The organism is Rhodopirellula islandica, assembly GCF_001027925.1.
GTDB classification, from domain to species: Bacteria; Planctomycetota; Planctomycetia; order Pirellulales; family Pirellulaceae; genus Rhodopirellula; species Rhodopirellula islandica.
In genome coordinates this window covers 1-18,822 of the sequence record NZ_LECT01000030.1, presented here as the reverse complement: position 1 = coordinate 18,822, position 18,822 = coordinate 1, and the positions used below count along the sequence as shown (strand labels likewise).

Here is an 18,822-nt window from a genome sequence, read left to right as displayed (position 1 = left end):
ATGTCACACGACAATCTCCCTGCTTGCGCAGACCGACCGCATCTCCGGTTGACTTGCCAAGCCAAAAGGTCCCTGGCTTCTCTGGTTTCAAACTCTGCTTTTCCAACGGCCAACAGGCTGTTGCTGGGCATGGTTGCGGTCATCAGTGCATCGCTCGCGGCCAGTTCCGTTTCGGCGGCCTTTCCCAAGATTTCTTATATCCGACCGCTTGGCGTCGTTCGTGGCGAGGAGTCAACGATCACGCTTCACGGCAGTGCTCTTGGTGATGCGACGGAGGTCCTGACGGATTTGCCGGGGTTGGAAATTTTGGAAGTCAAACCGGTTGATGAAAAGTCGGTGACGGTGAAGTTGAAGGCGGATGAAAAGCTTGCTCCGGGACTTTATCCAGTCCGCTTGGTCACCAAGTCAGGAATCACTGACTTGCGTTTGATCGGCGTCGGAACGATGCCCATCGTCAACGAGGTCGAGCCCAACAATTCGTTTGAGGAAACTCAGGCGATTGAGATGGATCGCACGATCGAAGGCAACATCGACCGTGAGGATGTGGATTGTTTCAAAGTTCACTTGGAGGCGGGACAAAAGCTGACCGTTGAAATCGAGGGCATTCGATTGGTCCAACAGCTCAACAACCGCAACATCTTCGATCCCGCGATCGCGATTTTGAATTCGGATCGTTTTGAAGTTGCTGTCAGCGATGATTCCTCGCTGCTTCAGCAAGACAGTCTGTGCTCGTTCACGCCCGAAGAAGCGGGCGACTACACGATCGTGGTGCGTGAAAGTTCGTTCTTAGGAGCTGCCAACGTTTGTGGGTATCGATTGCACGTGGGGTCGTTTCCACGACCTGTGACGGTGATCCCGTCGGGCGGAGTCAAAGGAGAAGTTCTGCAGGCGAAGTTGATTGATGTCGATGGCACCGTGACAGAATCCAGTGTGCAGCTTCCCAGCGAGCCTGTTGAGAAATGGCCCGTGACTCACCAGGACGATCGTGGAATCTCCCCGTCACCCAACTGGATCCGAGTCAGTGATGCTCCAATCGTGACCGAGACGGAACCCAATGAAGGTCAATCGCAAGCCACGCCGGGACAGTTTCCCGCCTTGCTTTGCGGCGTGATCGAAGAGGGCGATGGTTACGATTGGTTCTCGTTTGAGTGCAAGAAGGGCGATCGCGTGCAAGTTCAACTGCACGCTCGCAAGACGCTTCGCTCACCGCTTGATGGTGTCATTCACGTCTTTGGTCCCGACGGAAAAACGCTCAAAGGCAGCGATGACATTGGTCCCAACCCGGATGGCTCGGTCGACTTCGATGCGGCGGTTGATGGGAATCACTTTGTACGGGTCTACGACCACTTGCGCAGTGGCAGCCCGAATCACAATTACGTCATTGAGCTCAGTCGTCGCGAGCCCTCGCTGGGGCTGACGCTGAAGGAGCTGCGGCGTGATGAAGCGATGGTAGTGCCGGTGCCGGTCGGCGGTCACAGTGCGATGGTGTTGACCGCACAGCGAAATCAATTCAATGAACAGTTTGACGCGATCGTCGAAGGATTGCCTGAAGGCGTGACCGCTCAAACCTTCCCTATGCCAGCCGGTCGTGTTGAGATCCCCGTGGTGTTTCACGCTTCGAAAGAGGCTGCACTCGGCGGAGCGTTCTTTGAAGTCGGAGGAGTCGGCAAACTGGGCGATCGCGAGATTCGGGGCGATTTCCAACAACACCACAAGGTTGTGTTGGGCCAAAACCGTCGTGAGATGCTCGGTTACGAAACCGAAAAGGCTGCTTTGGCGGTTTGCGAAGCGATGCCATTCAGTGTGGAAGTGGTGCAACCGAAGACTCCCATTCTTCGCCGTGGCAGCAAAGATTTGTTGGTTCGAATCAAACGTGATGAAGGCTTTGAAGGAACGGTTTCGTTCCGAACGCTTTACAACCCGCCTGGGATTGGTGTGAACAACAGCAAGCGGATTGAAAAGGGCCAGAGTGAAGTGATCATTCCAATCACGGCCAACGGGAGTGCGGCCATCGGATCTTGGCCGATGGTGATGCAGGTCAGCTACGGAACCAATCGCGGAACGGCAACGATGTCGACCGCGCCGATTATGCTGGACGTCGAAGAGCCCGTGTTCGACTTTGCGTTTCCCAAGTCTGCGGCTGAGCAAGGAGCGGAAGCGATTCTTGCGATTGGAATGACCAAGCGCCGGGACATTGAGGGCGACATCGAAGTTCGCTTGGTCGGGATCCCGAACGGGGTCACTTGCGACGAACCACAGAAGAAGGTGGAGCTTGGATCGGAGTCGGTTCAGTTTCTGCTGAAAGTTGCACCGGATGCAAAGCCGGGCACCCACAAGACAATGGTCGTTCAGACACTGATCACTCGCGAAGGCGAAACGATGATGCAAACGGACGGCACGGGCGAAATTCGGATCGACAAACCTTTGCCGGTCAAACAGGATCCGCCCGCTGAAAAGAAGCCCGAAGCGAAACCCAAACCGAAGCCCGCCGCCAAGCCACTCAGTCGCTTGGAGCAACTACGCCAGCAAAAGGAGTCGAAATGAACCGGTCCTTCCATCGATTGACTGTTCACTCATTGGGGCTGGCTGCGATTGCGATCGCGGTGGTCTCGGTCAGTTCGGTCTCTGCCGCTTCCCCCGAAGCGATCAAGACAAAGCCGGGTGAGTTGCCCAAGGTGGATCTGGCGGTCTATCCGCCTGAGATCTCGTTGACCACGGCTGGTGATTTTCAGTCCTTCGTCGCGGTCATGCGTCGCGAAGATGGAGTGACGGAAGACATCACCGACAAAGTCCGTTGGACGTTGGGGGATGACAAACTCGCGAAGATCGACGGGCATCTGCTGCGTCCGCTCGCCGATGGCGAAACCACCTTGAGTGGACGGTTCAGCGGCACCAGCGTTGACATCAAGGTCAAGGTTGCTCAGGCGGCCACCCGGTCACCCGTGAGTTTCATCAAGGACGTGATGCCGACATTGACGCGTTCAGGTTGCAACACCGGCTCGTGCCACGGAGCTGCCCGTGGGAAAGACGGTTTCAATCTCAGTCTGTTTGGTTTTGATCCCAACGGTGACTACCAACGAATCACTCGTGAAATTGGCGTCCGCCGAATCAACTTGGCAGTGCCGTCGGAAAGTCTTCTGTTGAAGAAGTCCGTCGGCTCAGTCCCGCACACCGGCGGGAAGTTGTTCGACGTTGACTCGGACTATTACGAGACCCTTCACCGTTGGTTGGAAGCTGGCGCACCCAGTGATCCCGCCGATGCGTTGCCACCCGCGGTCACCTCCGTTTCGATTTATCCTCCGCAAGCGGTTTTGGAAGGAACGGGGGCGACTCAGCGTTTCGTCGCGGTTGCCACTTACGCCGATGGAAACACTCGTGATTTGAGTCGTTTGGCAACTTTTTCAACCAACGACGCCTCGGTTGCTGCGATGGACCAGAATGGTTTGGCGACCGCAGGTGCCAGGGGCGAAGCCTTTGTGATGGCTCGTTTCGACACGCACACCGTTGGGTCGCAGATCCTGACTCTGCCAACGGATTTGCAATACACCGTGCCGGAACCTCAGCCAAGCAGCTACGTGGATGAGTTGGTCGACAAAAAGTTGCAGCAATTGCGTTTGGTGCCGAGTGGTCAATGCACGGACGCGGAATTCATTCGACGTGCAACGATCGATATCACCGGATTGTTGCCCACGGAAGAAGAGTTGAACTTGTTTGTCAACGATGTGGCTCCGGACAAACGGGAGGCGTTGATTGATCGCTTGTTGGAGCGAAAAGAGTTCAGCGAAATTTGGGCGATGAAATTTGCTCAGTTGCTGATGATCAAGAGCACCAACCAAGTCAGCAAGAAATCAGCCATGCTGTATGCCAGCTGGTTGACGGATCAATTTGCTCGCAATGTGCCAGTCAACGAGATGGTTCATGATCTGCTCACCAGCACCGGTGGGACGTTTGGGGAACCTGCGACGAACTTTTACGAGATCGAACGCGACACACTGAAGACAGCCGAAAACGTGGCTCAGGTCTTCATGGGGATTCGCACTCAGTGTGCCCAGTGTCACAACCATCCATTCGACCGTTGGACGATGGACGACTACTACGGGTTCACGGCTTTCTTCAGTCAAGTCGGACGCAAGCAAGCCGAGGATTACCGTGAACGGATCGTTTACAACCGGTTCAGCGGCGAAACCAAGCATCCGGTGACGAATCAAAACGTCGCTCCCAAGTTCCTGGGCGGTGACGCACCGGACACGAAGGGAAAAGACCGCCGTGAAGTCTTGGCGGATTGGTTGGTCGCTGGCGACAACCCGTTTTTCTCGACCAGCATCGCCAACCGAGTGTGGGCCCACTTCATGGGGTCAGGCTTGGTCGATCCGGTCGATGACATTCGGGTCAGCAACCCGCCGAGCAACCCGGAGTTGTTCGACGAGATGGGCGAGAAATTGGTCGAGTACAACTACGACTTTCGCAAACTTGTGCGGGACATTTGCACCAGCCGTGCTTATGGACGCAGTGCGAAAACGAACGAGTCCAATGGTCACGATTCGCGAAATTACGCCCACGCAACGATTCGCCGTGTGCCTGCGGAGAGCCTGTTGGATTGCATCTGTCAGGTGACCGAAAGCCCTGAGAAGTTCAGCGGTTTGCCGCTCGGAAGTCGTGCGGTGCAAATCTCGGATGGTGCCACCTCGAACTACTTCTTGACGACCTTTGGCCGTTCGGCTCGAGCAACCGTGTGTGATTGCGAAGCCACGACCGATCCATCGTTGTCGCAGGCATTGCACCTGCTCAACGGCAGTTCCGTGCACAATAAAATTGTGGGTGGTGGACTGATCAAACGTTGGATGAACGATGAGAAGCTGGAACCGATTGCGGTCCTTGATCGCATCTATCGCCGAGCTCTCAGTCGCGATCCATCGCCAGAGGAACGCGAATCGGTCAAGACGTTGCTCGCCGAAGAAGGGGCGAAGCCTCAGGCGGTCATGGAAGACGTTTTTTGGGCGGTCTTGAACGGCCGCGAATTCGTCTTCAACCACTGATCCCGCTTTCATTCCCAATCAGTCAATCTCATGATGTTGCATCTTCCAATGAAGCGAACGCGTTCAACACGGTTCGGAAACGTGGCCTTGTCGCTGGCAAGTGTTCTATGGGTTGGTTCGTCTGCTGGCGTGTTCGCGGCAGATGCCAAGTCAACCGACGAACCAGCGAAGGTGACCTTCGAAGACCATGTCAAACCGATCCTTCGTCAGCACTGTTTGAACTGTCACAGCCAAAGCGATAAACGCGGTGGTTTGGCGATGGATTCTTACGGTGCAATGATGGAAGGCGGCGGCAGCGGGGAGATTGTCTATGACGATGGCGATGCCGAAACCAGCCGGCTTTGGCAATTGGTCAATCACGATGACACCCCGGTGATGCCTCCCAGCCAACCGAAACTTCCTGCTGAGCAATTGCAGGTGATCCGGTCATGGATCGAAGGCGGCATTCTGGAAAATTCTGGGTCCAAGGCGAAAGCAAAGAAGAAAAACGCGTTGGCATTTGTGGCCTCCACGAGCGGACGTCCGGAAGGTCCTCCGCCCATGCCGGAGGCTTTGCCGCAACGCGTTCCCGTGGTGACGCAGCGGGCCGCAGCGACCACTGCGATTGGCGCCAGTCCTTGGGCACCCTTGGTGGCTCTCGCCGGTCAAAAGCAAATTTCGCTGTATCACACGGAGACGGCTGAATTGTTGGGTGTGCTGCCTTTTGAGGAAGGCATTCCACAATCGATTCGGTTCAGTCGCGATGGTCAATATTTGATCGCTGGCGGTGGAGAGCACAGCGTCCAAGGAATCGCTGCTGTCTACAGCATCAAAACGGGCGAACGTGTCGCTCAAGTGGGCGATGAATTGGACACCGTGTTTGATGCCGACGTGAACGACACCATGACGCGAATCGCGCTGGGGGGGCCACAGCGAATGCTGCGGATCTACGACGCGACCGATGGCACCCAGTTGTTTGACATCAAGAAACACACCGATTGGATCTATTCGGTCGCCTACAGTCCGGACGGCGTCCTGATCGCGTCGGGGGACCGAAGCGGTGGCCTGATTGTCTGGGAAGCCGACACGGGCCGGCAGTATCTCGATTTGGCAGGGCACAAAGGAGCCATTCGCGCGATCGCGTGGCGGGATGATTCCAATGTCTTGGCCAGTGCGAGTGAAGACGGCACGGTCAAGTTGTGGGATATGAACTCAGGAAAAGCCATTCGCTCCATCAATGCGGGAAGCGGCGGGGTGACGGCAGTTCAGTTTGACCACAAGGGGCAACTCGTCACTGCCAGCAAGGATCGCAAAGTGCGTCTGTGGGATGCCAGTGGCAAACAGATCGCGGAAACCCCCGCCACCTCGGAAGCGGTTTTGGAGGTTGCGATCACGCATGACAGCTCCAAGATGATTTACGGTGATTGGACTGGAATGGTCCGGATGTCGGCCGTCGCAGACCCGAAGCAGATCGAAGAGTTGGCGGCCAATCCACCCCCGGCGAAAGATCGCATCGGTGCCGTCGAGCAGACTCTGGCGTCGATTCAAGTCAAGTTGACACCATTGCAAGCGAAACGGGATGCGATGACGGCCAGCTTGCAAGCCGCTCAAAAGTCCTTGGTGGAGATGGATGCCAAGATCAAGCAGCAGAATGAAGCGATCGCCCAGAGCCAAACGGCCATCGCCCAGAAGAAGACGCAGCGAGAGCAGGCGATCATGGGGTTGCCCGCGTTGGTTTCCAAGTCGCGTGATGCACACGATTCGGTCATTGCATCACGGGTCGGTTTAGGCGACGCACCCGACGACGCCGCATTGGTTCAAGCGGCTGATTTGGAAGCGTCGCTGGCCGCACAGCTCACTGCGATTGCCCAGCAGCGTCGATTGGTCGTGCAAACCAAGCAGGACGAAGCGGCGCTGGCCGAAACTCTGAAAGCTCAGCAAGGCGAACTGGCTGGGATGCAGGCGAAGCGAGCGGAGACGGAAAAGATGGTTCAGGCCGCCCGAGTTTCTGCTGAGCAGGCGGAGCAGTCCTACGCGGCTGTGGCCGGCGAACTCAGCGAAGTTGAAAAGAAGAGGCAGTTGTTGGCCGAAGCGATTCAGTGATTTCGTCGATTGTTCGTTTGCCAACCGTTGATTCGACGAACTCGTGGGCATTGAATTGGCTGCGTCAGGCGAACGCGTTGCAACTTCAGCAAGAGCTGCCCAAGTTGGTGGTTGCGGAGCAGCAGACGGCCGGACGTGGTCGCCATGGGAAGTCCTGGTTCGCTGCGGAGGATGGGCTGGCATGCACGTTGATTGCAAAAGCCTCACCGGAGTTGTTGTCTCTCGCGGTCGGCGTCGCTTTGGCCGAGGCGATCGAGATGGTGGCTGGCCCGACATCGGTTCAGTTGAAGTGGCCCAACGACGCTTGGATGAATGAACGCAAGGTCGCCGGGATTCTGATTGAACGGCATGGCGATCCGGCGGGTGATGAAGAGTCTTGGTTTGCGATCGGGATCGGGTGCAATCTGCGGCAGCACCCCACGTTGGAGCAAGTCGAAGAAGGTGCGGTTTTGCCGACTTCGATTGCGGAGGCGACCGGCCGATTGATCTCCAAGGATCAATTCTTGGATACCCTCGCTCCTCATCTGGTGGAAGTGATCGAGGAGGCGAAGCGTCAGCCGCAGGATCTGTTGCAGCGTTTCGAAGACCGCAATGTATTGCGCGGCACAACCGTTGCATGCCGCATTGCCGGGAAATTCGTCCAGGGTGTTTGCGAAGGCCTGCAGGCGGATGGCAGCCTTTTGCTTCGCACTGACGACGGGTTGCTGGCTTGCAACAGCGGCGACGTCCAACGTGTGCGACGTCACGACTCGATTTCGAGCCGCAAATCAGGGCAGTAGAAAGAATCGGGGCATCTTTTCGGTCGATTTCCGTCCACTACCTGATTTCTGACCTAGGTTTGAGTGGAGGTGATCACGACTCTCGGATCATTTCTCGGGTTCTGTCCGTGAGGACATCCGTCTTCCAATTCTCCTCATTCAGACCAAGTCTCTCGAAATGAAACATACTAAAAAATCTGGCTTCTCGTTGTTGGAAGTGATCGCTGCTGTTGTGATTCTCGCCGTCGTTGCTGCAGCCACGGTTGCCACCGTTGCTCCGATGCGTGCGAAGAGTGAAGACAAGTTGGCTGAACAAGACATCGCATCGCTCAACGCGATGGCCCAAACTTATTACCTCGAAATTGGTTCGTACCCACGTAGCATCGACTACTTGGTTCGCGAAAACTATATCAAATCCGACGACACTGCCTCGAAGGCTCGTTACAACAAGTTGCGTCAGTATCCTTATGACGCCGCAACTGGAACGTTCAGCAAGACTGTGACGAACTAGTTCCATCATGATTCATTCTCCACCTCGCTTCTGTCCATCGTGCACCAGGCGGGACGCTCGACGTCGTGCTGCCGTGACTTTGGTCGAAGCGTTGTTGGTGCTGATGGTTTTGAGTGCTTCGATGCTGGCGGCACCGCGTGTTGGCCAGTTGTTTTCGCAGCGTACGACGGTGCGTCAGGACTCCGATGTCGTGTTGCGTTCCTTGCGACTCGCTCGGGAGACCGCTTTGGCTCGTCGATGTTCCGTGACGGTTCGATGGAAATCCGTGCGAAACGAAGATGGTGAGACGCGAACCGTGGTCGACATGGTGGCCACACCAGGAATTTACAGCGACGGGGCGGACGCTTTCGGGCCCGCGGCTTTGCCGGGCGCATCCACTTGGATGACGGACCCCATCGAATTGCATCCGGATGTCAGTGTTCGGGCGAATGCATCCAGCATCGTCTTTGATCCCACTGGAATTGCAAATCGTGATTTGGAACTGAAGGTTTATCGGGACTCCGAATCCATCGACGTCTATGTCCAGGCGGCGTCCGGAAACATCTATCAAAATGCATCACCATGAGCGGTTTGACTACTTCGCTGACGACATCGCCTCGAAGCCGTTGTAGAACGCTTCGACGTGGAGCGACGTTGATCGATGTTGCCGTGGGAGCCGCTTTGCTCTCGTTGGTTTTGATCCCGGCGTTGAGTTTGATGGGGCAGTCCAGTCAATTGCTCCAGCGTATGGATCGGCAGGACCAATTGTTGTTCGAGGCCGAGCGTTTGATGGAACAAACCAAGGTTGATCTTTGTGACCCCACTCAATTTGCCAGCACACGAGGCACCTTGGAGGCAATCGTGACGGGCAATGAAACCAGATCGATGCGATCGCAGGTTTCGATCCAAGATTCCTTGGTGCTGAATTTGGTCACGCTCAATGTGGTGGTCTGGGAAGATGGGAACAACAACAGTTCCCTCGACGCGGGCGAACTGAGCCAGTCATTGCGGACACAGTGGAGTCAACCATGAACAGGCACCGCCGTTTTTCTTCATCCAAAACGCGTTCGCGTCGAAAGGGCGTGAGCCTGATCGAAACGATCGCCTGTGTCGTGATCGTTGGTACCCTGGCGACCAGTATGGTTGGCATGATGCGTGGTTCGGCGCGTGTCACCGCCATTTCACTCGGCCATGAGGGCGTCTCAGCTCAGGGGCGCAAAGCGTTGCGTTTTGTGTCGGGACGGTTGAGAGACATGTCCAATTCGGGCCAGACCATCACGTCGGTTCGCTCAAGTGATGTCGTCGTCAGCGACGGACTGAACACACGACGGATTCGTTTTGAAGTTCGGCGGGCGCCGGATGGCGAGAACCGTTCCTTGGTGATGGTCGACCCTTTGCTAGGCGAGACTGTTTGCTTGGAAAGTTCGGTTGGTTCCTTTGCCATGAACGAAATCCTTGTGGATGGTCGACTGGCTGGGATTCAGTTGTCGATGCAATTGCAAGCCTCTGACGACCGTGCTGCGGAACTGCGTCCTGATCACCGCACTGCCGAGATGACCACTGTCCTTTGTTTGTCGCCGCAACTATGAACACAGCATTGCATTCCAACCAACCGCGGAAGCGGGGAGCGATTCGAAAGTCTTGCGTCGCTCATGAGTCTCGTCCTGGCCTGCCTCGCAGTGGGTCGGCGGTGGTTTTGAGCTTTCTCGCGATGGCGGTTCTGTCGCTCGCCGCGATCAGCATTGTCCGATCGCATCGCCGATCCAACGTGCGTTCTGCCAATGTTCGTCAGCAAGTGGAAGGTCGCTTGGTGGCGGAAGGGTTGATCCATCGCAATGTCGCCTTGGCGCGCGCCAACGGAGCTTTGCCGGTCGCGAGTTTGGACACTGAGCTCGGAACCACGTCGTTTCCTGACGCATGGATGGCACCACCGGTGATGGACGTCGCCAACCAAACGGTGTCGCTGCAGGTGTACATGTACCCAGGGGCGACCGTGCCAGCGGCCAGTCTGACGACTTCGGTCCCTAGCGTCGCGCCAGCTCCGCAGCCATCGACTCCCGCACCAGCGGTCGTGGCGCCTTCTGCGTTTTAGGCTCGACGAGAAATTTCCAAGCAGACCGTCAGGACAGGAGGACGCCGTCCTGATTGGCTTGCCAGGTTTGTCGCGTTCGGACATCCATCGCGGTCAAGCAACCACCGCCGTAGCAGTGAGTGTCGAGGCACACCAAGTGGCCGACATCGAGGATTTGACCTTCGTGGTTGGCTGTGTGACCCACAAAGGCTGTTTTGCCGCTGTGGTGTGGTTCCGGAACACCTTGTCGCAGCGAGTGCCAGCGAAGCATTTCGACGGTCTGCTCTTCGAGCGGCAGTGCGGGATCGTACGCCGCATGCGTGAAGAAATAATCTTCGTAGACGAAGTAATCGCCCAACGACTCAAAGAAGGCTCGGTGAGCTTCGGGAAGGAAGTCCAACCCCCCGTCGAATCCGTAGCTGTCCAGCGTCTCGACCCCACCGTACCGCAACCAACTGTGGTGCGATTCGCTGCCGCGAAGCACATTCAGCATCATTTCCTCGTGATTGCCTTGCAGAGCAACCAGCTGGGTTTGTTGGCCGCACTGCAGGAGGGTGTCGACCGCCCCTTTGGAGTCGGGGCCGCGGTCAACGACGTCACCAAGGGTGACTAAAATGTCATTGGGTTGAGGATTGATCGCGGCCAGGACCGCTTGCAAAGCGGCGTTGCAGCCGTGGATGTCTCCGATGGCGATCAGGCGTCCTGATGATTCGTTTGTTTGTTCCATTCAATCGGCCTGATCCTCAAGTCAACGACGTTTCGAATTGCACAGGGAAGAATGTGAATCGGACTTTCGATTACAATCAAAGGGTTCAAATCGTCGCAAAAAACGTTTGAAAGAGTATCCGGAGCAATCTGGAATCGCAAATCTTCGCCCATGATCGCTGGTTTGCAATCCCCATCGCCCGGCTTTGTGAACGCAAACCTCTGAAAATCGGATTTCATGAGCGACTCATCGTTTCTTCAATCGATCAAGAAAGCATTGCCCACGAGCTCGCGGTCTCACGCCGCGACGGAGGAGGCCAGTGCGGTTCACCCCTACGAGACGGGGGATTCGCTTGACCAATGGGAAGAGGAATCGTTCTGGGATGCAGACGAGACGGTTGCGATGGTCGGCACCATGCTGGTGCACCTGATCGTGATTTTGTCGTTGGCGTTGGTCCAGTTGCAAAATCCAGTCGACGACGAGGCCGTGGTGATGATCGCACCGCCGCCTGAATACGAAGAGACGGTGGACTTGATCGAGGAAATCGTGGTCAGCGATCAACCTCAGGTCGAGATCGGTTCGGACGCTCTGGCTGAGTTTGACATGGCAGAGGCGTCGGCAGCGACCTTCGCCCAAATCGCCAACATGGTCAGCCCAGTCGACTTGGAGCCCACCGATTTGGGCGAAATCATGGTCAACAAAATGTTCAGCCAACCGGTGGCGCCCCAAGATCGGTTGGTCGACCAGAAAGGTCGTGTCGGACAAGGGACCGCGGGGGCCTCCGGAGCCGTGGACCAAATCACGTTCGAGGTCATGCAGGCCGCGGAAGAACGCCCGACGCTGATCGTTTGGTTGTTCGACCAAAGTGGGTCGCTGACTCGACAACGCCAAGACATTCGCGACCGGTTCGATCGGATTTATGAAGAGCTCGGCATGCTTCGCGAGCAATTGGATTCCAAGACTGCTGGCGAAGACCCCAATGATTCATCCGGATCCCGTGTGCTCACGTCCATCATAGGGTTTGGTGAAAAGGTGCAACTGTTCACCGAGGAACCCACTGCCGACTTGGAGTTGATCAAGCAGACCGTTGCTGACATTCCGGTTGATAACTCGGGAACGGAACGGGTCTTCACGGCCATCGAATCTGCCGCCAAGCAATACAGTTCGCTGCGCCGCAACGCGGGGACTCGTGGTCCACAACGCAATGTGATGTTTGTGGTGGTCACGGATGAGCGTGGAGATGACGCCCACTTGCTGGAATCTTCCATCACGTCGTGTCGAAAGTGGGGCATCCCCGTCTACGTGGTCGGTGTGCCCGCTCCATTTGGTCGCGAACACACCTTGGTCAAGTACGTTGACCCGGATCCTGATTACGACCAAACGCCTCAGTGGGCGCAAGTCGATCAAGGGCCAGAAACCTTTCTGCCGGAACGAGTTCAGTTGAGCTTCACGGGGGACTTCGAGCAGGAACCGGTGATTGACAGTGGTTTTGGACCCTATGGTTTGACGCGTCTGTGTTACGAGACGGGTGGGATTTACTTCACCGTTCACCCCAATCGCAATGTTTCGCGAGAGGTTCGACGGGGCGAGATCGACGCGTTCACCGCGGATCTGCGTGCGTTCTTTGATCCGACCGCGATGGCTCGTTATCGCCCCGATTACTTGTCGCCGCAGGACTATGTCAAAGCGGTCAAGCGAAGCCCGCTCCGTCAGGCATTGATCGCGGCCGCACAAATTAAAAATGTCAGTGGGATCCAACGCCCACAAACCCGGTTCGTGAAACGCGACGAAGCGGGACTGGCCCAAGCGTTGACGACTGCGCAGCAAGACGCTGCGAAGTTGGAACCGGTGTTGATCCAGTTGGCCGCCACTTTGGAACAAGGCGTCAAGGATCGGGACAAAGAAGAAAGTCTTCGTTGGAGGGCTGGTTTTGACTTGGCTTATGGCCGAGTGTTGGCTCAAAAGGTCCGCACCGAAACTTACAACGCGATTCTCGCCAAGGCGAAACGCGGGATGCCTTTCGATGATCCCAAGAACAACACCTGGGTGTTGAAGCCTGCCGATGAGATCTCGGTGGGGAGCAAGTGGCAACGCGAGGCGGAAACCGCGCGGGAGTTCTTGGAACGTGTGGCTGCGGAGCACGAAGGCACGCCCTGGGCCATGCTGGCTGAAAAAGAACTGGAGGTTCCAATTGGCTGGATGTGGACCGAAACGTTCACTGATTTGGCTCCGCCGCGTCGCAATGGTGGCAACAACGGGAACAACAATCCACCGCCACGCGACGATCAAAAGCGGATGATCAAAAGAGCGCCCAAGCGGCCCGTGCCAAAGCTCTAAGGAACGATCGGGAATGGCCATGTGAGCCGTTTGGGCATTCGCCCCGGTCGCACGTGGGAACAGTGGCGTTCGCCATCGTATTTCAAATGGCAAAATGACTCCTGCCTGCCGGATCAGGACCTGGGCAGGGTGAAGCCTTTGCTGACGGGGATGGCGGATCGATTGTCGACATCGTCATCCTGTTCTCTCCCGGGAATGCAAGGCGTTCCGCGGGAACCCTGTTTCCCTGTTCATTGCCGGGACTCGATCAGGCAGGGCTTCCTTCGCAGCGTGAAACTGCTCGCTGGAAGAGCAACTGGCTGATTGCGAAACACCCTCCATTGGTGTGGCGGCGACCGCGGAAAACTTCGTAGGTTCCGCTCAAGCGTCAAGGTTGGCGCGACCGATACCACCGATACCGGCACACCTGAGCTGATTCTGGCTCTCTTTGAGAAAGACAAAAAGGATTTTGTCCGATGCGTTTGTCCTCCAAACCACCGCGAATTTGTTCTTCGACTGCGACCTCGCGATGGACGCGGGTTTTGCCAGCGATGGGCTTGCTCGGGTTGACCACGATCTTCTCCGGGATGGCTCAGGCAGAGATCGCTTGGCGAAAAGATCTGACCACGGCTCAAGCGGAAGCTCAGCAGTCCGGCAAAGCTTTGCTACTGCACTTCACCAGCGACAATTGTGTCTGGTGCGATCGCTTGGAAGCGGGGGCGTTTCAGAGCCCTCAGGTCGGTTCCGCGGTCGAGCAACAGTTTGTGCCCGTCAAAATTCATGCTGGCAAATCACCGGAACTGGCCAAGATGTTTGGCGTCACCAAGTTCCCGACGGACGTGATGATCACGCCAACCGGCAAGCACTTGGGCAGTTCGGTCAGCCCGCAAGATCCAACGCGTTACGTTGCAATGCTGGGTCAAGCGTCCAGCAAAATGCCTGCCGCGCCCGTCTCGCCAGCGGCCAATGCACCGCAAACGATGTTGGCATCCAATGCTCAGCCATCGGCAACCGCGCCGGCTCAAGCAAAAACTGCGGTCGCGAGCATACCCCCTCGCACTCAGCAGAATCCGCATGTGGCATCCGGCAGCGAATTGCCATCACCGAATAGCCAATTTGCCAGCGGCGCGACCGCTCAATTGGCTGGCGCTCGCACCGATGGCATGTCGCTTGGAATGCCGGCTCAGACGATGACCAAAACCGAGACAAAGACGCCTGCGTTTGGAACCGAACAACCCAAACTGGCCATGGAAGGTTTCTGCTCCGTGACGGTCATCAATGAAGATGAATGGATTGAAGGCAATCCAAAGTTTGGTGTCGTTCACCTGGGCAAGCTGTACTTGTTTGCAAGCGAAGCCAAGATGAAGACCTTTTTGGCGGACCCGGTTCCCTACACACCGGTTCTGAACGAAATCGATGTGGTTCGTTTCTTTGAAGAACGCGTGATTGTTCCTGGCAAGCGTCAGTTCGGAATGAAAGACCCTGTGCACCAACGGATGTTCTTCTTCGCTGATGAAGCCGCGATGGATCATTTCTGGAACGAGTACGAACGCTACACCGACGCAGCGATCGAAGTCATGGATCACGCCGTCCGGGATGCCAATCCAGGCTTGAACTGATCACTGGCAAGACGGAAACGCTCACAATGGAATTCGCTGACGCCTCCTGGGTTTTGACCTGGGAGGCGTTTTGCGTGTCTGAGAGGGGACCCGAGTGCCGGCTGTTTCGTTTGTAGCGGATTTCCTTGGTGGACCGCTCACGGAAACTCGGAAGGGGGCACCGATTGCGTTCTCTCTGACGCCTGGTCACGCAACATGGGGTAACCTTTTGGGCGGAACCACGTCGCGGGGGCGAGGCCGCATTGCGAGTACTTTGATGAGATGAACGCATGCCGTCGTGCACCTCGGATGTTTCGGGTTCCACCTCTTCTTCAGCCACCGTTTCCAAGCAAACCACGTCGTGGTTCGTCTTTGCGGGAGCGACGTTGTTGGGGGCTTTCTTGGTCTTCCAGGTTCAGCCTGTGATCAGCAAATGTGTGTTGCCATGGTTCGGTGGCACACCCGCGGTTTGGACAACGTGTTTGTTGTTCTTCCAAGTCTTGTTGTTCGCCGGATATTTATACGCTCACTGTTTGAGACGATTTCTTCCTCCGGCGATGCAAGGTGTCGTGCACCTGGTGCTGTTGTGTGCAGCGGCATGGTCGTTGCCGATTGCACCTTCGGACGCTTGGAAACCCGTCGGAACGGAAGACCCCACGTGGGCCTTGCTGTGGCTGCTGACCGCACACGTTGCGTTGCCGTACTTCGTCCTTTCCAGTACCGGGCCGTTGGTTCAAGCGTGGTTGAGCTACGAGAATCAATCCAATTCCGTCTATCGGCTTTACGCCCTGTCCAACGCTGGGTCGTTGGTGGCGTTGCTGAGCTATCCCTTTGTCGTTGAGCCGCTGTTGTCGATCGAACAGCAATCCGTTTTTTGGTCGCTGGCGTTCTACGCGTTTGTCATCGTGGACGGTTGGTTGGCGATCAGTCTGCTTCGCCGACGGAAAAGTCACTCGGAAGCGTCCAACGAAACCGTGGTCGCGACTGAATCGGTCTCTGCCAAACTGCGTTTGGCGGATTGGAGTGTCTGGGTCGGATTGCCTGCTCTTGCTTCGGTGATGTTGTTGGTGGTGACGAGTCACGTTTGCCAAGACATCGCGGTGATGCCATTTTTGTGGGTGTTGCCACTGAGCTTGTATTTGCTGAGTTTCATCATCAGCTTTGATTCTCCGACCTGGTACCGACCCAAGCTCATTTCAGCGTTCACCGGTCTGGCGTTTGTCGCGATCCAACTGAAAGGTTGGTTCCCCGGCGGATGGCAAATGCCCGTGGAAGCACTTTCTTACTTGGTGGTTTTGTTCGGCGTTTGCCTGCTGTGCCACGGTGAGACCGCTGCTCGGAAACCTGCCACCCAGCGATTGACGCAGTATTACGCTTTGATCTCGCTTGGCGGTGCCATGGGCGGGATCTTGGTGGCTCTGATTTGTCCGCTGGTCTTTCAAGACTACCGCGAACTTCCGATCGCCATGTCGTTGTCGATTGGTGTGGTTGCGATCACGTTCTTGGCCTCTCGCTCTTGGTTGACCATGACCTGCGACTGGAAGATGTCCAAGGGAATCACCGGGTTGATCGTGGCGATCATTGGTTTCACCGCAGTGGTCACGACCATGACCAACCGCACGGATACGATCGACCAGCGTCGCAACTTCTTTGGCGTGCTCCGGGTTGAAAATGATGCCGAACGCATTCAGTTGGTCCATGGCAACACGGTTCACGGCATTCAGTTGCACGGTCCCGAGCGGATGACACCGACATCCTACTTTGGTCACAGTAGCGGTGTGGGGCGACTGATCCACGCGATGCAGGCCGAGTCGCCCGAGATGCGAATTGGGGTGATTGGTTTGGGATGCGGCGTGCTGGCGGCCTACGGGCGAGAAGGCGACTCGATGGACATGTACGAAATCAATCCCGATGTCTTGGCGATCGCCGAAGAACACTTCACATTCCTCAGCGATTGCCCTGCCACGATTGAGCATCACTTGGGCGACGGGCGATTGTTGTTGGAAAGGCACACTGACAAGCAGTTCGATTTGCTGATCCTGGATGCATTCAGCAGCGACGCGATCCCGGCTCACCTGTTGACGCTGGAAGCGATGCAGCTCTACCGCGAACGCTTGGCGGAGAACGGCGTGTTGGCCGTCCACGTGTCGAACAATCACTTGGACTTGGTGCCGTTGACGCATCGATTGACCCAAGCGATTGGGTTGCCAAGCCGGTTGATTCAAAACAATCATCGAGACCAGGTTTACACGCGGCCATCGCGTTGGGTCATCGCCGCGGACCGCGGCGAATCATTCTGGGAATCCGATTTTCTGTCGGTGGCTCAGAAGCCCGATTCATCGGTGGTGGAGTCCGCTCCCTTGTGGACGGACCAGCATCACAATTTGGCGAGCGTGTTGATTTGGCCGTCGCTGTGAGGCGAGCAGGCGGAGGGATCGCTTCTCAGCGAGATCCCCGTGCCTGGCAGCAGTGGGGGGCGTCGGCCTCCCAAAGAACTGCAAAGAATCGTCGAAACCAGGTTCTGACGGGCTTGACGCAACGCGAATCAAGTCGATAATCTGCGTCTTCACCCGGGGGATTAGCTCAGTTGGGAGAGCGACGCGCTGGCAGCGCGTAGGTCATCGGTTCAAGTCCGTTATCCTCCACTCAAAAGCCGCTTGTGATTTCACAAGCGGCTTTTTTCGTGCGCCGATCTTCGTTCACACCAACGATTCACGGCGTTTTACGCTTTCGGCCCAAATGTGGTGATGGAGTGGAGTGTCGGATTTCGCTCCATCGAACGGACACCCACTACGCAGGCCAATAACCAACTCTCAAAACTCTCTGAGGAGCCTGCACAGACGACCAAGCGAACCAACCGAGGACGTCTTTCCAATCCAGACCGCCGAGGCAACTTGCGACCGGAAGTCGGCGACAAACGATTCAGCGTCGGCAACATCAGGGATGTGGGCACGTCCGAGATGCAACGGCGACTGGCCGAACTTCGCAACCTGTTTGAACGTCAGTGCCAGTCTCACGAGATTGACCACTGGGCCGGATCAGTTTTGTCTCATGCCAAGAAGCTGGCAGCAGGTGAACGCGGGTGCTGCGCATGCGCTCAACCTGATTGGCTAGCTGTATGGTCTTGAGCGCCAGGCATCCAAGCTGGATGCCTGGACAAATTCCTGCCCGACCGCTGGCTGCCTGTATCCCACGAGCGAAGCTCGGGACAGAGTAGAACAGTTGTCCTCAACTGTTTGCGTGCCAGGGTGGATTCGTCGAGCAGCGTGACGCGAACGCCTGGCAGTGGACTTGATGAGGCAACCGGGCTTGGCGGCTGAGAATTGCCCGACGGAACAGTTGGGGACAACTGTTCTACTCTGATGTCATGGAATGCCGGACCGGCAACGCGCGAGCGATGCGGCGAGAAACAACTTTGGATTGCCGGAACGGCGCTTCGCTGGGTCCGGCCTACACCGCGACGGCAACACCCGTTCGTGCTCTTCGCGTCCTGCGTGGTTCCCAAAAATCGAGGTTGATCGCTGGCGGCCTGAATCCCACGAGCGAAGCTCGGGCAGAGTAGAACAGTTGTCCTCAACTGTTTGCGTGCCAGGGTGGATTCGTCGAGCAGCGTGACGCGAACGCCTGGCAGTGAACTTGATGAGGCGACGGGGCTTGGCGGCTGAGGGTTGCCCGACGGAACAGTTGGGGACAACTGTTCTAGTGCGCCTGCAAAGGCGATTGAATTGTCAGGTGAAAGTCCTGATCGGGGAACCCGTTACCTCC

At 56.6% G+C, this 18,822-nt stretch carries 13 protein-coding genes and 1 tRNA gene; 13 read left to right on the top strand and 1 reads right to left on the bottom strand.

What is annotated here, in order from left to right:
• Positions 1-120 precede the first annotated feature (120 nt).
• The 9 genes from RISK_RS15805 to RISK_RS15765 all read left to right on the top strand — a co-directional run bounded on the left by RISK_RS15805 (position 121) and on the right by RISK_RS15765 (position 10,458).
• Positions 121-2,544, top strand: a complete 2,424-nt coding sequence (locus RISK_RS15805) for a pre-peptidase C-terminal domain-containing protein (RefSeq protein ID WP_047815368.1) — start codon at positions 121-123, stop codon at positions 2,542-2,544.
• Positions 2,541-5,036: a DUF1549 domain-containing protein gene (locus tag RISK_RS15800; RefSeq protein WP_047815293.1), complete on the top strand. Its 2,496-nt coding sequence runs from the start codon at positions 2,541-2,543 to the stop codon at positions 5,034-5,036. Before RISK_RS15805 ends, RISK_RS15800 begins: the two co-directional genes overlap by 4 nt.
• 48 nt (positions 5,037-5,084) lie before the next feature.
• Positions 5,085-7,118, top strand: coding sequence for a c-type cytochrome domain-containing protein (locus tag RISK_RS15795; protein WP_236696359.1), 2,034 nt, complete (start codon positions 5,085-5,087; stop codon positions 7,116-7,118).
• Positions 7,115-7,897, top strand: coding sequence for a biotin--[acetyl-CoA-carboxylase] ligase (locus RISK_RS15790; protein WP_047815291.1), 783 nt, complete (start codon positions 7,115-7,117; stop codon positions 7,895-7,897). The genes RISK_RS15795 and RISK_RS15790 overlap by 4 nt, the downstream gene beginning before the upstream one ends.
• 157 nt (positions 7,898-8,054) lie before the next feature.
• Positions 8,055-8,387, top strand: coding sequence for a prepilin-type N-terminal cleavage/methylation domain-containing protein (locus RISK_RS15785; protein ID WP_047815290.1), 333 nt, complete (start codon positions 8,055-8,057; stop codon positions 8,385-8,387).
• A 7-nt stretch (positions 8,388-8,394) separates the two neighbouring features.
• On the top strand, positions 8,395-8,952 hold the full coding sequence (locus RISK_RS15780; RefSeq protein ID WP_236696358.1) for a GspH/FimT family pseudopilin: 558 nt from the start codon (positions 8,395-8,397) through the stop codon (positions 8,950-8,952).
• Complete coding sequence (locus RISK_RS15775) at positions 8,949-9,398, top strand: type IV pilus modification PilV family protein (protein ID WP_047815288.1); 450 nt, start codon at positions 8,949-8,951, stop codon at positions 9,396-9,398. Before RISK_RS15780 ends, RISK_RS15775 begins: the two co-directional genes overlap by 4 nt.
• A 50-nt stretch (positions 9,399-9,448) precedes the next feature.
• Positions 9,449-9,955, top strand: coding sequence for a hypothetical protein (locus tag RISK_RS15770; protein ID WP_083435007.1), 507 nt, complete (start codon positions 9,449-9,451; stop codon positions 9,953-9,955).
• An 8-nt stretch (positions 9,956-9,963) separates the two neighbouring features.
• Positions 9,964-10,458: a hypothetical protein gene (locus tag RISK_RS15765; RefSeq protein WP_047815367.1), complete on the top strand. Its 495-nt coding sequence runs from the start codon at positions 9,964-9,966 to the stop codon at positions 10,456-10,458.
• Between the two features lie 28 nt (positions 10,459-10,486).
• Here the strand turns inward: RISK_RS15765 and RISK_RS15760 are convergent, their stop codons facing one another.
• Positions 10,487-11,164 carry a metallophosphoesterase family protein gene (locus RISK_RS15760; RefSeq protein WP_047815286.1) on the bottom strand — a complete coding sequence of 226 codons (678 nt, stop codon included), beginning with the start codon at positions 11,162-11,164 and terminating at the stop codon, positions 10,487-10,489.
• A 216-nt stretch (positions 11,165-11,380) separates the two neighbouring features.
• On the opposite strand from RISK_RS15760, the gene RISK_RS15750 reads away from it, so the two are divergent.
• The 4 genes from RISK_RS15750 (at position 11,381) to RISK_RS15735 (ending at position 17,702) form a co-directional block, all read left to right on the top strand.
• The gene (locus RISK_RS15750; protein WP_047815284.1) at positions 11,381-13,480 is read left to right on the top strand and encodes a vWA domain-containing protein; all 2,100 of its coding nucleotides are present in this window, start codon (positions 11,381-11,383) and stop codon (positions 13,478-13,480) included.
• A 455-nt stretch (positions 13,481-13,935) separates the two neighbouring features.
• Positions 13,936-15,078, top strand: a complete 1,143-nt coding sequence (locus RISK_RS15745; protein ID WP_047815283.1) for a DUF255 domain-containing protein — start codon at positions 13,936-13,938, stop codon at positions 15,076-15,078.
• A 269-nt stretch (positions 15,079-15,347) separates the two neighbouring features.
• The gene (locus RISK_RS15740; protein ID WP_047815282.1) at positions 15,348-17,474 is read left to right on the top strand and encodes a fused MFS/spermidine synthase; all 2,127 of its coding nucleotides are present in this window, start codon (positions 15,348-15,350) and stop codon (positions 17,472-17,474) included.
• 155 nt (positions 17,475-17,629) lie between these two features.
• Positions 17,630-17,702: transfer RNA gene (locus RISK_RS15735), tRNA-Ala, on the top strand.
• The last annotated feature ends 1,120 nt before the right edge of the window (positions 17,703-18,822 follow it).

Excerpts from the sequence above, each read along its gene's own strand:
- RISK_RS15800 (WP_047815293.1), top strand. The coding sequence starts at position 2,541 with ATGAACCGGTCCTTCCATCGATTGACTGTTCACTCATTGGGGCTGGCT.
- RISK_RS15795 (WP_236696359.1), top strand. The coding sequence starts at position 5,085 with ATGAAGCGAACGCGTTCAACACGGTTCGGAAACGTGGCCTTGTCGCTG.
- RISK_RS15785 (WP_047815290.1), top strand. The coding sequence starts at position 8,055 with ATGAAACATACTAAAAAATCTGGCTTCTCGTTGTTGGAAGTGATCGCT.
- RISK_RS15780 (WP_236696358.1), top strand. The coding sequence starts at position 8,395 with ATGATTCATTCTCCACCTCGCTTCTGTCCATCGTGCACCAGGCGGGAC.
- RISK_RS15775 (WP_047815288.1), top strand. The coding sequence starts at position 8,949 with ATGAGCGGTTTGACTACTTCGCTGACGACATCGCCTCGAAGCCGTTGT.
- RISK_RS15760 (WP_047815286.1), bottom strand. The coding sequence starts at position 11,164 with ATGGAACAAACAAACGAATCATCAGGACGCCTGATCGCCATCGGAGAC.
- RISK_RS15750 (WP_047815284.1), top strand. The coding sequence starts at position 11,381 with ATGAGCGACTCATCGTTTCTTCAATCGATCAAGAAAGCATTGCCCACG.
- RISK_RS15745 (WP_047815283.1), top strand. The coding sequence starts at position 13,936 with ATGCGTTTGTCCTCCAAACCACCGCGAATTTGTTCTTCGACTGCGACC.
- RISK_RS15740 (WP_047815282.1), top strand. The coding sequence starts at position 15,348 with ATGCCGTCGTGCACCTCGGATGTTTCGGGTTCCACCTCTTCTTCAGCC.